Source organism: Virgibacillus tibetensis, assembly GCF_036026595.1.
Lineage (GTDB): Bacteria > Bacillota > Bacilli > Bacillales > Amphibacillaceae > Virgibacillus_P > Virgibacillus_P tibetensis.
On the sequence record NZ_JARZFX010000002.1, the window covers coordinates 300,454 to 315,987 of the forward strand.

10 protein-coding genes are annotated in these 15,534 nt (G+C 38.8%); 3 read left to right on the forward strand and 7 right to left on the reverse strand.

Annotated features, from left to right (window positions below; translation table 11 throughout):
- Positions 1 to 132: 132 nt before the first annotated feature.
- Entirely contained in the window at positions 133 to 5,313 is a 5,181-nt protein-coding gene (locus tag QGM71_RS06255; protein ID WP_327606670.1) for an ATP-binding sensor histidine kinase, read from the reverse strand.
- Positions 5,314 to 5,627: 314 nt separating this feature from the next.
- On the opposite strand from QGM71_RS06255, the gene QGM71_RS06260 reads away from it, so the two are divergent.
- The gene (locus QGM71_RS06260) at positions 5,628 to 5,792 is read left to right on the forward strand and encodes an anti-repressor SinI family protein (protein WP_327606671.1); all 165 of its coding nucleotides are present in this window, start codon (positions 5,628 to 5,630) and stop codon (positions 5,790 to 5,792) included.
- Here the strand turns inward: QGM71_RS06260 and QGM71_RS06265 are convergent.
- The 6 genes from QGM71_RS06265 to brnQ form a co-directional block, all read right to left on the reverse strand.
- Entirely contained in the window at positions 5,770 to 6,501 is a 732-nt protein-coding gene (locus tag QGM71_RS06265; RefSeq protein ID WP_327606672.1) for a response regulator transcription factor, read from the reverse strand. The two genes, QGM71_RS06260 and QGM71_RS06265, sit on opposite strands and share 23 nt — an antisense overlap.
- A gap of 201 nt (positions 6,502 to 6,702) precedes the next feature.
- Complete coding sequence (locus tag QGM71_RS06270; protein ID WP_327606673.1) at positions 6,703 to 7,545, reverse strand: polysaccharide deacetylase family protein; 843 nt, start codon at positions 7,543 to 7,545, stop codon at positions 6,703 to 6,705.
- A gap of 917 nt (positions 7,546 to 8,462) precedes the next feature.
- On the reverse strand, positions 8,463 to 9,446 hold the full coding sequence (locus QGM71_RS06275) for an ornithine cyclodeaminase family protein (protein ID WP_327606674.1): 984 nt from the start codon (positions 9,444 to 9,446) through the stop codon (positions 8,463 to 8,465).
- Between the two features lie 32 nt (positions 9,447 to 9,478).
- Entirely contained in the window at positions 9,479 to 10,396 is a 918-nt protein-coding gene (locus QGM71_RS06280; RefSeq protein ID WP_327606675.1) for a proline dehydrogenase, read from the reverse strand.
- A gap of 63 nt (positions 10,397 to 10,459) precedes the next feature.
- Positions 10,460 to 12,007 (reverse strand): L-glutamate gamma-semialdehyde dehydrogenase, encoded by a 1,548-nt coding sequence (gene pruA / locus QGM71_RS06285; RefSeq protein WP_327606676.1) that lies wholly within the window; start codon positions 12,005 to 12,007, stop codon positions 10,460 to 10,462.
- Between the two features lie 122 nt (positions 12,008 to 12,129).
- Positions 12,130 to 13,485, reverse strand: coding sequence for a branched-chain amino acid transport system II carrier protein (brnQ, locus tag QGM71_RS06290; protein WP_327606677.1), 1,356 nt, complete (start codon positions 13,483 to 13,485; stop codon positions 12,130 to 12,132).
- 448 nt (positions 13,486 to 13,933) lie between these two features.
- On the opposite strand from brnQ, the gene QGM71_RS06295 reads away from it, so the two are divergent.
- Together QGM71_RS06295 and QGM71_RS06300 are read left to right on the forward strand one after the other, a co-directional pair.
- Positions 13,934 to 14,479, forward strand: a complete 546-nt coding sequence (locus tag QGM71_RS06295; protein WP_327606678.1) for a helix-turn-helix domain-containing protein — start codon at positions 13,934 to 13,936, stop codon at positions 14,477 to 14,479.
- A 139-nt stretch (positions 14,480 to 14,618) separates the two neighbouring features.
- Positions 14,619 to 15,458 (forward strand): YitT family protein, encoded by an 840-nt coding sequence (locus tag QGM71_RS06300; RefSeq protein ID WP_327606679.1) that lies wholly within the window; start codon positions 14,619 to 14,621, stop codon positions 15,456 to 15,458.
- Positions 15,459 to 15,534: the final 76 nt, after the last annotated feature.

Below are 15,534 nucleotides of genomic sequence, written 5' to 3' on the forward strand. Positions count from 1 at the left end.
CAATGTTAGCAATCTCTCATTGGTCTTACAGCTTTAAAAGTATTTCAAAATTTGTCCTTTAGCTATACAAATCGAAACCCTGCTTTTTTATAAAAGTGCGTCGCCTGATTTATCATTCCTCCATATAAAATCTTAAAAGGTTTTTATAGAAAAACTAAACTTAGCACCTGCTCCTTCCTCACTATCAACCCAAATATCCCCTTTATGAAGTTCTATAATTTGTTTACTTATAGCCAGTCCCAAACCGTGCCCATGCTCTTTTATACTACTTGTTTTAGTATAAAACCGTTCGAATACATAAGGAATATCAGCGGAAAGAATGCCAGATCCCTGGTCTTCCACTGTAATAATTGCCTCACCCAATTTCTCCAATGACAATTTGACTCGAATTTCTCCTTTTTCTGTATGTTTAATAGCATTTGAGACTAAATTATTCATGACTTGTTCTATTCGTCTGACATCTACTTCGACTAGTGGATAGTCCTCGCTCGTGTACGTCGGAATTATCCATTGATAGTCCAAGCCGGCTTGTTTTACTTCTAACTCAAACTGATTACATAAATGCTTAAACAGTTGGTCAACCGGTACAATATCCTTGGCAAAAGTAACATGTCCAGATTCGAGCTGAGCTAAATCAAATAAATCTTGAACAAGGCTATTTAATAATGTTAAACGCCTCTTAATAACTTGCATATAATTCCATTGTTGCTCTGGCCCATCAACGACCCCTTCTAATATAGCGTCGACATATCCACGTATTGTTGAAATTGGTGAACGCAAATCATGTGATATATTGGATAACATCTGTCGCCTTAATTCATCGGATTGAGCAAGTGAACTATTTGCCAGTGCTAGATTCTGGTTTGCCTTATTTAATGACTTTGTTCTTTCAGCCACTTTTGCTTCAAGATTCTCATATAAATAGGCATTTTCAATAGCAATTGCAGCTTGAGAAGCGAGCAATGTTAGTAAAGCAATTCTTTCCTTTGTAAATACATGAGTCGCCTGGCTGTTCTCCAAGTATAATATCCCAGTAAGACCTTGCTGATACATAATTGGAAGACAAAGTATTGATTTGGAATTCTGCCGTGCAATATAACTGTCATCTGTAAATTGTCCTTCCTGAGATGCTTCCCCTAAGACAACTGCTTCCTTCGTATTAACAACATAATTAATGAGCGTTTCTGGAAACTTCATTTTACCTTTCAGCTGCTCTGGTTGTTCATATAACTTTATTTCCTCATTCATATGATTTGTTGCAGCCAAATGGAGCTCTTCATCCTTATTCAGTAAAAGGTAAGCACGCTCCGCACCAGCATTAATAACAACAATCTGCATTAATTTCTTTAATAGTTGTTTTAAAATAACCTCATCAGAAATAACGCCTGTTGCTTCAAATATCGCGTTAATATCTAATGATTCCTGCTCAAATTGCATGCTTGCTACTGTTTCCCTATTGGTCTCCTTGATAAGATCAGAATGTTTTTGAAAAAGATCATACACAAGCCGCTCCGCACCCCACTTACTGTATTTCAAATAGGCGTCCACCAGATAGGCCCTGGCTGATTTGTGTAGATTTTTATCAATATAATAATACGCTGCACATGTATTTGCGAGCGCGGCGTCCTGTAAATATCCATTCTTTTCTGCAAGAGTAATTGAACGATTGTACAAGAATATAGCTTCTTCGCTTTTTCCATTTACTCGGGCTAACTCCCCTTTAATAAGCAAATACTTATGCATATAATTTGAAGGTGAATGGTTCGCCCACTTTTTCAGTTTAGCAAGCTTCTTTGCCAATTTTGCTTTGACCTGTCTTTTTGGCAGACTCCCCTTTAGAATAAGTCTTACCAGCCACAATGAATGGTAAAAATAGTAATCTGGTGCACTTATTAGAAAGAGCGTGTCATCAACTAGCTCATCCAGCTTTTTCATAATTTTCATTGCCTGCTCGTCATTTTGAAGTAAATAGGTCATTTGAAGACGAATGGTTTCATGAATGATAACTGCAGAGGGGTCATCGGTAATTTCTGCAAATTCCCAATTTACCTCAGCATTTTTGATAGATAACACGTCAATCCAGTCCGTTAGTTCTCTTAAAAAATCATTTGATAGCGTATATTCATTCCGTTTTGCGAAATTAAATTGGCGCTCAATCTCTGTTTTTACATCATTCAGATTATCCCCTTTTATAAATTTAACTAATCCGATAAACATACCGTTTGCACCTGCAAGATGGAGATTTCCCGACTCTATACACAGCTGTTGGGAAAGTTGTAAATAGTCAAGGTTATAATGAATATGCTTTTTCCAATGGTTAATAAAACTCCCAAAAACAAAGTAGGCTCTCGCCTTCAGACTATTATCCTGAAATTTATCCGTATGCTCAATTGCAAGTCTCCCAAACTTGTAACTGGCATTATAATCATTAAAACCAGCGCTCATTGTCAGCGCATAATTATTAAAGACAAGAGCCGTTACATCCATATCCCCGTAGTTAAGAGTCAACCGAAGTGCCCGTAGCATTAATATTGTCGCTAAATTCTGGTTCACATGATAGGTAGGTGCATTTGTGTTAATCAATGTTCGCATCATTAATCGAGTCTCTTTATCATCTACAGCAGGAAGATCCAGTAAATCTACGTTTTTTTTTCGAGAAAGAACAACTTTTGTCTTCACATATTCCTTCGCGACATCCAACCTGTTCGGGTTTCTTTTAAAATTCCAATTATATAAACGCAGTCCATCCAACCCAGCATCTGTTGCCTTTTCAACTTGGTGGATATGGGTGTACAGTGTAATTTTCAGATTGTAAACACGAAGCTTATCTTGATTTAATTGAGCATTGGAAAGTGCCTCATTAAACGTTGCCTCAGCTGCCTCAAATAGTTGGTTCAAATACTGTGATTCCCCAAGGCCAAGCATAACTTTAAATGTTGTATCATAATGCTCTGGAGCCCATTTGTTTTCCGGAAGCAGTTCTCTTCCTACATTAAAAAAGTGAAGCGCAGATTCAGTTGCTGCTCTGTTCTTAGCTCTTTCACCTGCCATCCAATTCCATTCCACTAATTCGAGCGTTTTTTGTTTGTTTAAGTGAGTTCGGCTATGATTTAAATGATTAACAATATCAAATATATGTTCAGCAATTTGATCATCATCGTAGTGATCCAATAGTTCCAAACCTATTTTCAAATGATTCTCTTCTCTTTCTTTTTTAGATAAACTCATATAAAAAGCTTGTTGAACTTTATCATGTAAGAATAAATAGCCTGGTGGCCGTTCATTTAACAGGGACATATTTTCTTCTGGGTAAATCCATTTATAACTTGAATCCAGTGGGAGAACTAATCCCTTTTCCAAACCCTCCCATAGCTTTTCAGCTACTTTCTCATAACTTTCTCCTGCAATTGCAGCCAGTAATTTAATATCAAAACGGTTCCCAAAACAAGATGCGAGTTGTACTATTTCATTCGTCTCTTTTGGAAGCCTTTTAATCCGTTTTAAAAGGAAATCAATAATTGTGTCTGACATCTGTATTTGCTTTAATGCTTCCACATTTACGGTCCATTTTCCCTCGTCAGCCTGAAGGACAATCACTCCTTCATCATAAAAAGACTGAAAAACCTGTACGATAAAAAAGGGATTTCCTTGAGTGATACGATAAACAAGCTCCCTCAAAAACACAGCATCATCATGTCTAATAGAAAATGTCTCATCAATCCATTCAGAAAGGTGGTTATAATGTAAGTGCTCGACCGGAATCTGGATAACTCGCATATCTCCTTCCTTCATTCGTCTAAGCATCATCTCAAAAGGGTGACCAACATGGACCTCATTATCCCGATATGCTCCAATAATTAATAAATGCTGGCTTTCTGGGTTATTAAGTAAGTGATAAATCAAATCAAGCGTGGCATCATCAGCCCATTGTAAATCATCAATAAAAAGAACAAGCGGGTGTTTCGCTTTAGCAAATACCCCGAACAACTGTCTTATAGCCTGCCGAAAGCGATTATGTACGCCTTGCGGTGGTAATTCAGGCACCTCAACCTGAGGACCGATTAGCCATTTCAGCTCTGGAATGAAGTTGGCAATAACTGATGTATAAGAATCTAGTTCCTGGTTTATAATAGCGCCCCATCTTTGGACACTAACTGAACCCTCTGATAAAATTTGTCTCAATAAACCCTGGAATGCATGAATGATCGGAGCATACGGAATTTCCTTTTGCAATTGGACAAATTTTCCCGAGATAAAATATCCCTTTTCACGTACTAATGGTTTATGTAATTCATTCACCAATGCTGTCTTGCCAATACCAGAGGGACCGTGAACCAATAAGAGCTCTATCCGCCCATTTCTCACACGATGAAATCCATCAAGTAATTGGTTAACTGCTGATTCTCTTCCATATAGTTTACTGGGTCTTTCATACATGGTCGCTCTGTCTTCTTCTCTTAGCTTTATCCCGCTGATTATTCCAATATGATTTAGTTGATACAAGCATTTTTCTAAATCTCCCTTTAATCCAAAGGCACTTTGATAGCGGGATTCGGGCATTTTTTCTAATAATGTCATAATTATATTTGAAATAGTTGCTGGGATTTCTTTGTTTACCTCGCTCGGGTGCACCGGCACCTTAGCAAGATGGGCATGGATCATTTCGGCAGGATGATCTGCATGGAACGGAAGCTTCCCTGTTATCATCTCATAGAAAATCACTCCCAAGGCATACAGATCAGTTCGGTAGTCCAGCGCCCGATTCATCCGTCCTGTTTGTTCTGGCGACATGTATGCTACACGTTCTTTTAGCTGATATGGGCTTTCGTTTGGATGTTGCGTCTCAGAGGATAGTTTGGTTGATTGGTTGAATCCGGTTAATTTAACTTCATCTGTCTTTAGATTGAGTAGAATATTCTGGGGTTGTAAGAACTTATGTACAATGTGGGCTCCATGAAGCAGTGCTACACCATTGGTAATTCTAATAGCAATTTTGAGGAATTCCTTTAAATTGGATGAACTAATACTTATCCATTCTTCCAAACTGCTACCATAAAATAGTTCAGTAACTATACAGATTTTTCCTCCATACCTTTCCAATTTTACCGGCTGAAGTACATAATCAAATGCCAAGGATTTTGATACATGAAAATCATGGATAATCTCTGCATTGGCAAGAGGATTAATTGTTTCACTGTTCACCACTTTTATAGCTACTACTATTTGATCCTTCATGGAAAAGGCTTTATACAGTGTCCAAGCCTTATTATCAATAAGTTTATCTACTATCCGATAGCCTGGTAATTCTAACATGATTCACCACCTCACTTAACTTATTTTATATGCGTGTTCTAAAAGGAGGATAAAAAGGATCGAGAAGTTCGATATGGCGTAGCTTCGAGTAGTAAGCCCGCTTCAGCGAAGCTGTATCTTTGCTGGGTACCGAGAAGCCTATGCCAGTAGACGCAGATACAACTTTTTTTTAAAAAACAAGCATTCGTGCGAAATTTTATGTCAAATTCACCGTTCTTTTTAAACATCTTCTTTAGGTAAATTTTAACAAAACTTTAACAGAAGTTATACTTTATTGATTATACTTAAGCTATGAAAATAAGGGGGAGTAAAATTTGACTACTAAGCTTGCATCTACTGGTCATAACTATGCGTACGACAGGGAATGGCTTTATTTAATCACTTTAGCTAAACAATCCGGATTGAGTGCTGCCGAAGTGCGCCAATTTCTTAGGCAGTCTGCATCTAAAGAGAAGTCTATTCAGCATATGCCCCGTTAAACTTGTAACCGATTCCACGAAGCGTTTTTATATATTTGGGGGTTTCCGGGATGATCTCGATTTTCTTCCGGATGTTGCTGATATGTACCATTACCGTACGATAATCTCCTAGACTATTTACACCCCAGACTAATTCAAACAACTGTTCCATACTATATACGCGCTCAGGATTACCTGCCATTAAGCATAACAAACGGTACTCTTTCGCAGATAATTTCACAGTAGCACCATTTGCGATAACAGTTGCACTATCCAACCTAATAACTAATCCCGGATAGTTTATTACTGATTTTGGTTGGGTAGATAAGGGTACATTTCCATCGTTTTTTTCCTGAAGTAAAACACGGTTCCGGCGTAAATGTGCCTTTATCTTTGCCACGATTACAGGCATGCTGGTCGATTTAGGGATATAATCATCACCACCAATTCCCAGACCAAGTATTTTATCCATGTCCTCATCCTTTGAACTTAAAAACAGTATTGGTACATCCGTTTGCTTGCGAATGATTTGGCACAGTTCAAATCCATCCAAATGAGGCATCATTACGTCTAAAACAATTAGTTCAGGATTAACTTCCCCGACAATATTCATAGCCTGAACCCCGCCCTCAGCTGTATAAACTGTGTATCCATTCTTCTCTAGATACAATTTAACAACTTCACGCATATCAAAATCATCATCCACAAGTAAAATTTTCTCACTCGCCATATTTAGGCCCCCTACAGTAGTGTTCCTTAAAAGTCATGTCTGGTTTCTACTAATTTTAGTTGTGCAGACATTCGTTTGAAGATTGCAAACTATAAGACTATTATACTGTACTTTTACAATTTGTGGTAGAATAATTGTTGTTAAACGAGTACTAACTACCAGATAAAAACCCAATTAAGACATATGTTTTCACATTATTGGTCATTTCAAAATTTCGTCCTCAAGCAAGACAAATTCGAAACCTTGATCCCTTAAAAGTGGTATGGCCAGTTTTACTCCTTCCGCTGTGCCGCTGCCGGGTTGATTCATATGCAAGAGCACGATAGATCCTTTTTGAGAACCTAATAATGCATTTTTCACTTGTTCACCCGAGTAAGTGGCGCCGGCATCACCGAGCACATCAAAATTGACAACGTCATAACCAAGATTAACTGCGAGTTCCACAGCTACTTCATCGTAATATGCTGTACCGGAGCGGAACATTGCCATTTCCCTGCCTGTTAACCCCTTTACTGTGTCGTGATTTTGCATGATTTCATTATAAGCTTCTTGTGGTGACTGTGTTGCAGGTATTCCCCATGCTTCACCGCCATTTACAGATAAAGGTGAATGATGCGTGCCATGGTTTTCTATTTGAAATAAAGGATTATCCGCCAAATCCAAAAACAGTGCTTCATTTGCGTGAATCCACCGTTCATTGACAAAAAGTGTTGCAGGTATTTTTTCTTCTTTTAAAAATAACAGGAGCTCTTCATCATAGCCATTCCCATGATCACCACCACATGCATCAAATGTTAAGGCTATCTTCCTTTCATTTGTCTGCATCTGTGTTTTTACCCCTTTTACTTGCTCCCCCCATTCGGTCGGCTCGCGGTCGTATGGGCTTAAGTCTATCAGATCCTCTTCCTTTAATTTCGGTACACTTTTCGGAGCAATAGCAATTTCTTTTATGACGAGAGAAGATCCGTTCATTATTTGCTGCGAACAGCCTTGTATCAGTGCAGCAGCAACACACAATACAACCAATACAGATAATCGATGCATAAATAAAACCTCCTACCACAACGTTAAACACTAAGACTATTATACTATAGTTCTAGTAGAAATAACCCATGAATATCTACTACCTTATCAAGAAACTCTACAATACAAAAAGGTTTTTCTAAAGTTTTTTCTCTTACACAAAATATATATAAGACGAAGTAACTGCAATGTTGATTTCCGCTCCGGGCAGTCGCTTTCACCACTCCGGGTACAAGTGCAACATCTGCTCAGCTTCATTTCATTCGCTTTGCAGTGTTTTCTTTGCCGCTGGGCACGGCTTCAGTCTCGGGCTAACAGGATGTTAGTCATGAAGGCGTTGCGACAGGACGTCGCGTTTTTAGCCTTCCATCCCCACAAACCACCGCTGTGGGGTCTTCATAAACTCGATGAAGACATTTTTACCTGTGATCGAGGCGCCAGGGAGTCTTCATAAACTCGATAAAGACCTTTTTACCTGTGATCGAGGCGCCAGGGAGTCTTCATAAACATGATGAAGACATTTTCACCTGTAGTCGACTCGCCAAGGAGTCTTCATAAACATGATGAAGACATTTTCACCTGTGGTCGACTCGCCAGGGAGTCTTCATAAACATGATGAAGACATTTTCACCTGTGGTCGACTCGCCAGGGAGTCTTCATAAACACGATGAAGACCTTCACACCTGTGATCAAACCGCGATTGAGTCTTCATAAATAAGCTATGTTAGAAGCGAAGTATTCTGCCGAAGCGAATCCAAGCACTCAACCATCTTTAAAAAGTGAAAGGTATCACTAAGAGAATTTTCATTACTTCGTCTTTTATATCTACTGCGACAATTAAACGCAATAAAACTTGCAAAAAATGTCTACAAAAAAGGAAACAGGCAGCAATCTAATATAGAGTGCTCAACCTGTTTCCCGTATGATCTATTTATATGTTAAATGTCAACTTTATTCCCAAGCCCAAGCTCTGTCGCTTTCTTAAAGATCCCTTTTGCCACAACAAGATCAAAATATGCTGCTCCCACTGATTTGAAAAATGTAATCTCTTCATTCGATTCTCGGACTAATGAGTTGTCCTGATCCAAATCACTTAGCTCGCCATAAACGTCTGAGAAATTCCAGTCACTATCCTTTGCTGCATGAATGAGCTCTCCAGCCTCTTCCTTCACACTAGCCAAATCATCCACCACAATTTTTCCCGCTCGTTGAATTGTGGTCAAATCCACCTCTCTCATGTGAGGTAAATAGGAGCCTACTCCATTAACATGTGCTCCTTCTTTGAGATCAGCTCCATTAAATACAGGCTCTTCAGACCTTGTACTGCAGCAGATGATATCTGACGAACTGACTGCTTCCTCCGCACTGTCAACAACTCGGATTTCTGCTGTAACGCCTACAGCAATCAACTGTTCTTTAAATGATTCTGCTTTATCTTTTGTCCGATTGAAAAGAATGATGCTATCAATACTCCGCACTTCCAGTACACCAAGCACCTGCTCGAATGCCATGGCCCCTGTACCTATAACACCTAATTTGCTGGCATTTTTTCTAGCTAATTTAGCCGTACCAATGCCAGTTAAAGCTCCTGTTCTTAACCGGGTTAAGAAAGAAGCGTTCATCATGCAAATGTGTTCTCCGTTCGTAGCATCTGTAAGTATCAGTGCCCCCTGTGTAGTAGGCTTCCCTTTGGAAGGATTTTCAGGGAAAATCGTTACCAGCTTAACGGATGCAATATCCTGGGATAAATCCGCACTCGGCATATATAAAGAGGATGCCTGATACTTCGGGATGTCCAGCACCGTCCGATGTGGATTACTGATTAGCCCATCTCTTTTCGATAGTAGTCCCAGCTTCACATCTGCTATTGCATCTTTCATAAAATAATTTTCCTTTATGTCTTTTTCGGAAAGTAATAACATGTAATCGGTCCCTTCTTCTTCATCTTTCTTGTTTATTTTTTAAATATACCCTTTAGAACAAACGCAACATTAGCTGGTCGCTCTGCAAGACGGCGCATATTATAACCAAACCAGTCGTCCCCGTAAGGCATATACACACGAACTTTATATCCTTCTTTTACAAGACGCTCCTGCAGTTCATTCCGAATGCCATACAGCATTTGGAACTCAAATTGTTCACGGGGAATACGATGTTCTTTTTCCAGCTCCTTCGTGTAGGCAATTATACTGTCATCATGGGTGGCAATTGCCGTGTAATTACCGTACAAAAGGTTTTGTTCTATAATTTTTTTATAGTTCTCATCCACATCTTTTTTGTCAGGAAAAGCAACTTCTGGTGATTCTTTATATGCACCTTTTACCAGGCGTAAATAGGGGTTACAGCTTTTCAAATCTTCAAGATCTGCTTCTACACGATACAAGTATGCTTGTACAACTGTTCCTACATTGTCAAACTCTGATTTTAATGTTTTATAAATAGATAATGTTTTCTCACAACGGGAATAATCCTCCATATCTATTGTAACAGTTACATTATGCCTTTTCCCTGCTTCAAGGATTTTCCGCATATTTTCCATTACAAACTCAGTAGATATGTCCAGTCCCATGGATGTCATTTTTAAAGATATTTCTGCTTTTAGCCCTTTATCTGCAATAACTTTAATTGCATGCACACATTCAGCAACAGATTCCTTTGCCTCTTTCTCATTATCAATAAACTCACCTAAGTGATCCACTGTAACTACTAATCCCTTATCGTTTAGTTTCTTTATCTTCTCAGCTGCATTGTCAATGTTAACTCCTGCTACAAAGCGAGATGCCCCAAAACGTAAACCATATTTCTTTGCTGCTTTTGTAAGAGGCTTATTATTTGATAAAAACAAAAAGAAATTACGCATAACTTGCTCCATTTGAATCCACCTCACCAATTATTTTTCATTTTAAAAGATTAAAGGAGTAATGTACGTGTACATTTAAAACATTTCTGACGTTGTTTTTCCTTGCATGTGGTGAATTAGGTAATCTGGCCCACCTGCTTTGGAATCTGTTCCCGACATATTGAACCCGCCAAATGGCTGGTAGCCAACAATTGCGGCTGTACAGCCACGGTTAAAGTAAAGGTTTCCAACATGGAAGTCCTGACGTGCCTGCTCTTGATGTGTTCGGTTGTTCGTTATAACCGCACCTGTTAAGCCATAGTCCGTGTTGTTTGCAATTTCAATTGCTTCGTTAAAGTCTTTTGCTTTTGTTAATGCAACAACCGGTCCGAAGATCTCTTCCTGCATAATACGTGCGTTTGGATCTACATCGGCAAATACAGTTGGGTTGATGAACCAGCCTTTGCTGTCATCTCCATCGCCGCCTGCAAGCAGTTTCCCTTCTTTTTTGCCAATTTCAATGTAGCTTGAGATTTTATCATAGGCACCTTGGTCAATGACTGGTCCCATAAAATGAGAGTTGTCATATGGATCCCCAGCTGATAATTCCTTCGTTAATTCTGCGACACGATCTTTTACCTGATCATATACATCCTCATGGATGACGGCACGGGAACATGCGGAACATTTCTGACCAGAGAAGCCAAATGCTGATTGGACGATGGATTGTGCAGCCAATTCGAGATCTGCTTCGTTATCAACTACAATCGTGTCCTTTCCGCCCATTTCAATGATCGTACGCTTCAGCCATTTCTGGCCTTCCTGCACTTTTGCCGCACGTTCGAAAATACGTGTACCAACATCACGTGAGCCGGTAAAGCTTACAAAACGTGTCCGTGGATGGTCTACAAGGTAGTCACCAACTTCACTGCCTGGCCCAGGAATGTAGTTTACTACACCTGCAGGCATGCCTGCTTCTTCAAGTACTTCCATTAGCTTATAGGCGATTACTGGCGTAGTACTTGCTGGTTTCAGCAAGACGGTGTTTCCAGAAACCATTGCCGCCGTTGTCGTTCCAGCCATGATGGCGAACAGGAAGTTCCATGGTGAAATAACGACACCTACACCTAGTGGAATATAGTTATATTGGTTAAACTCAATCGGACGGCTTTCGATTTTCACGCCATCTTTAAGCTCGAGCATTTGACGACCGTAATATTCCAGGAAGTCAATTGCTTCTGCCGTATCTGCATCTGCTTCTTTCCATGGCTTTCCGCCTTCTTTGACGAGATGTGCGGTAAATTCAAATTTACGGCGGCGTACAATTGCAGCGGAACGGAATAAAATGTCCGCACGGAATTTTGGATCTGTTTTTCTCCATGATTCAAATGTTTTATCAGCAACCTGCATTGCTTTTTCAGCTAATTCCTTCGTTGCTTTCGATACATAGCCTACTACTTCTTCTTTGTTTGCCGGGTTTACGGAAACGATTTTATCCTCGGTTGTAATACGTTCGCCACCAATGATCAGTGGATAATCTTTCCCAAGATCTGATTCGATCTGTTTAAGCGCATCCAGCATAAGCTGTTTATTTTCTTCAATTGCAAAGTCTGTAAATGGTTCGTGTTTGTACGGTACTACCATGAAAAAAACCTCCTGTAATTTATTCTCGTTTTTATTCATTAATACCACTATTCAGCGGTTTAACTACAAATTAATCATTTTCTATTTCTGAGCATTTTTTAATGAAAAATCCACCTCTTCAATTAAGAAGCCTCTTCTCCTGCTATATTAAGCATTCTTTGTTTCGGTTTCTTTAGAAGCGCAATAATAATTCCGATTATAGCGCCAATCAATCCAGTGATAATCCAGCCGGCCCCACTTGTGAACAGTGGTATGAAGGAAAATGTTTGATTAATTGCTTCAGTTAATATATTCGCTTCTTTAAGGGCATCCAATAATGCTACGAATCCACTCCCGATAATTGCTCCTACATATACTGATTGATATCCTTTAAACAAATTATTTGTAAAGGAGAGAATTATCAAGGTAATTGCAACGGGATAAAGTAAAAGCAAAATAGGTGCAGCAAGACTAAGGATTGTGTTTAACCCAAAGTTAGTAATAACCAAACTCATTCCAGCTAGCACAATCAACCAATTCTTATACGAAACCTTTGGATAAATACGGTTGAAATACTCCGCTACAGATGATAGGCAGGCAACATTCGTTGTTATGCCGGTTAAAAAGATAACCGATCCCAATAAAAAGATGCCCCCGTATCCAAACAGGTGTATCGCGCTGTCGGCAAGTACTTGGCCTCCATTATCGGAATAACCAATCGAATCTACACTTGATGCCCCGATCCAAGCTAGCGACAATTGCAATATTGCCAGCCCGGCTATTGTTATCATACCTGCTTTAATGAAAACAACAGAAGTTGCTTTCGTACCAGTTACACCCAGCCCTTTAATGGACTTAATAAAGATGCCCCCAAAAATGAAAGCTGCCAGCACATCCATTGTATAATATCCTTCTACAAAGCCTTTAAAAAAGGAGCCCTGTAAATATGGTTCTCTTGGCTCTCCGAATGACCCCATTGGTGTAATAAATGACATCACTATAAATACAGTAAGGAGAATAGCGAAAATAGGTGTAATTATTTTACCTAATCTGTCTACAAATTTACTTGGATTAAGTGATAATAGTACAGTGAGTGATATAAATAGTACCGAAAAGATAAAGAGTAATAAGTTGTTTGATACGATAGTATTTGAGACTATTGGAATAATAGAAATTTCATTTACTACGGATGTAGTTCTAGGAATAACGTATATCGGCCCTAGTGTTAGAAATAACGCGATTGAAAACCACATTCCAAACTTAGTGTGCACCCTTCCAGCAAGCCTTTCTACTGTACCACCTGAAATTGCTAAAGCGATAATTGCCAATAAAACAAACCCTACCCCAGTAATTAAAAAACCAGACATAGCAACCCATGTATTTGTTCCAGCCAGTTGGCCAACCATTGGCGCGAATATCGTGTTACCTGCTCCCAGAAACATCGCCAGCAGCATGAGACCAACAGCAATAAGCTGCCCAATCGATAAAGTACTTTTCATGTTAATCCTCCAATTTTCCATGCAAAATCACTATTGAGTATTAGATTTTGTCCAAGTGAATTTTGTTTGTAACAAGCGTTTGTATCCGTATTCTTCTAACTAAACTATTCAGTTGTCCGTTACATAAAGGTAACCGCTTTCATATTACTTGAAGTAATTAAGTCCTTCGCTTTTATTAATAGATTTCAAGGAGTTTAACTACTACTTAAATTAATAGTTAGTGTTGGCATACATAATCAGGTTAACTTTTTATGTATTACACACTTATTAAAGCAGTACTCTATCAATCCTTCATTCCCACTAATTTAAGTATCACTTAAATTGCTACTAATCGAATTATAAAATAATTTTGTCTATTAAGTCAACTATTTTCGCACATTTTCTATTATAATCATGATATACTTTTGATTGAGTTGGCAGAAAATACGTGTTGGAAGAGGGATTTAGCATGCACGAAGATTTAGGTAAAAAAGTAAAACAGCTTCGAAAAAAAAACAAACTCACATTGAAAGAGGTTTCGCTTAAAACTAATCTTTCCATTAGTTTCCTTTCTCAATTAGAGCATTCAAAAACTTCAGCTACACTTGAATCTATTAAAAAGATCTCGGATGCCCTTGGTGTAAACCCGAGTTATTTTTTTACAAGTCCAATAAGTACGTCAGAACCTTCTATCATACGAGATATCATGAAATCTTCCAATATGACTGAAAATAGATTTGTATATAAGGATTTATCCGGAGGTATGGAGGATCCACTTTTCTTGCCTAATCTAATTATTTTAAATCCAGGAGACAATCGTGGAAATAACTTTTCCCATAAAGGTCAGGAGTTTATATATGTTGTAGAAGGAACGCTTACAATCGAAGTGGAAGATGAAATGTTTACGCTGAATCAATATGACTGTATCTTTTTAGATTCATCCACACCACACTATTGGTTAAACAAAACAGCGCAGCCTATAAAGTTTTTATGTGTTTCAGCAACAGGCAATTAATTGTATTTCGGAGGTCTTAGTTCAAGTACAAAGGACATGGGATTTTAAATCCTGACAAGCAGAAAATAACATGCTACTCTGGACAAAGTGTGATTTCAACATTTTTTTCAGGGTATAGTTAAATACGGGGGGTGTCAGCATGAACAGCAGAACAGTGAAAGAGGTCATCTTACTAATCATTGGCTCTTTTATCTTTGCAATTGGCGTGAACTACTTTGCCATTCCAAACCGCTTATCTGAAGGTGGCGTCATCGGTATTACCATTGTTACTTATTACATGTTTGAATGGTCTCCAGGTATTGTTAACTTTATTTTAAATGCCTCCCTGGTGGCTGTCGGATATAAATTCTTTAGTAAGCGGGTCATTGTCTATACCGCCATTTCGATCGTTTTCTCTTCTTTGTTCCTGCATTTCACCGTTGAGTGGGGAAAAGAAATTAACGATGATACTTTGCTTGCGGCCCTATTTGCTGGTGTGACAGTAGGAATAGGACTTGGCATGATCTTCCGGGCAGGAGGAACTTCAGGCGGTGTTGCAATTCTTGCTCGAATGGCAAACCAATTACTCGGCTGGAGTATTGGAAAAGGGATGCTGATAATTGATATTGCCGTTATCGCTGGTTCTTCCTTTATAATAGGCCAGGAAAAAGCAATGTATACCCTCATTTCTGTCTATATAGGTGCTAAAATAATTGACATCGTCGTCGAAGGTGCAGACGAACGGACAGCTGTACTCATTATTTCCCGATACCCGGATATCGTATTAGATGCTGTTACTAGCAAAATGGCCCGTGGCATTACTGTGCTGGACGGCAAAGGTGGCTACACAAAAGCAAATCGGGAAGTGCTTTATATTGTGATTAACAAACAGGAAATCGTCCCTTTGAAAAAAATCATTCAAGAAATTGATGAGGAAGCGTACGTAACTGTTCATAAGGTTCAAGAAATATTTCGACCAGGTTATAAGGGTGGCAAATAATGGGCAGGGAGCTGAGATAGATTTCTCAGCTCCCTTTTTTTAGTAAAACTGCTAACTAATTTTAAACATGTAAAAA

Coding starts and splice junctions, on each gene's coding strand:
- QGM71_RS06265 (WP_327606672.1), bottom strand. CDS start 6,501: ATGGCGAGTGAGAAAATTTTACTTGTGGATGATGATTTTGATATGCGT.
- pruA (WP_327606676.1), bottom strand. CDS start 12,007: ATGGTAGTACCGTACAAACACGAACCATTTACAGACTTTGCAATTGAA.
- QGM71_RS06280 (WP_327606675.1), bottom strand. CDS start 10,396: ATGGAGCAAGTTATGCGTAATTTCTTTTTGTTTTTATCAAATAATAAG.
- QGM71_RS06295 (WP_327606678.1), top strand. CDS start 13,934: ATGCACGAAGATTTAGGTAAAAAAGTAAAACAGCTTCGAAAAAAAAAC.
- QGM71_RS06300 (WP_327606679.1), top strand. CDS start 14,619: ATGAACAGCAGAACAGTGAAAGAGGTCATCTTACTAATCATTGGCTCT.
- QGM71_RS06255 (WP_327606670.1), bottom strand. CDS start 5,313: ATGTTAGAATTACCAGGCTATCGGATAGTAGATAAACTTATTGATAAT.
- QGM71_RS06275 (WP_327606674.1), bottom strand. CDS start 9,446: ATGTTATTACTTTCCGAAAAAGACATAAAGGAAAATTATTTTATGAAA.
- QGM71_RS06270 (WP_327606673.1), bottom strand. CDS start 7,545: ATGCATCGATTATCTGTATTGGTTGTATTGTGTGTTGCTGCTGCACTG.
- brnQ (WP_327606677.1), bottom strand. CDS start 13,485: ATGAAAAGTACTTTATCGATTGGGCAGCTTATTGCTGTTGGTCTCATG.